The sequence below is a fragment of the Pseudoalteromonas sp. MMG013 genome, from assembly GCF_018100885.1.
Taxonomy (GTDB): Bacteria; Pseudomonadota; Gammaproteobacteria; order Enterobacterales; family Alteromonadaceae; genus Pseudoalteromonas; species Pseudoalteromonas aurantia.
The window spans coordinates 1-520 of record NZ_JAGJEE010000110.1 but is presented as its reverse complement, the minus strand read 5'-3'; the positions used below and the strand labels follow the sequence as shown (position 1 = coordinate 520).

General features: G+C 42.7%; 1 protein-coding gene. It reads left to right on the top strand.

Translation table 11 applies throughout. From position 1 onward, the window contains the following. Positions 1-520: AMP-binding protein (locus J8L98_RS24570; protein WP_210998678.1), on the top strand; the 520-nt coding region annotated here is incomplete at both ends.

Here is a 520-nt window from a genome sequence, read left to right as displayed (position 1 = left end):
AGTGATGATCGAGCATCAAGGGTTAGTTAATACCGTGATTGATAATGCTGAAACCTTTGAATTAACGCCAAACTCGGTCTTTTTCCAATCGACTTCGATAGGCTTTGATGCGGCAACTTGGGTCATATGGATGTCTTTGCGTTCAGGTGCAACAATGACACTGGCGAGCTCAGGTGATTATGCACAAGAGCTGACACAACATCAAGATGTGACACATATCATGATGACCCCATCGATGTTGCAGTTAGTCAGTCCTGAGCATAAGAACAGCATTAGCCATGTTGTAGTCGGTGGCGAGTTTTGTTCTGCGGAATTGATAAATCAGTGGTTAGTGCATGACATTAAGTTCTTCAATGCATATGGACCAACGGAAGTCTCTATATGTAGCTCTATATGGAGGGCTAAGGCGCTATCTCAGACATCGATAGGTCGGGCAATATCAAATACACAATTCTTCATATTAAATGATCAGCAAGCCCTTAGTCCCAAAGGCAGTATTGGAGAGTTATATTTAGGAGGT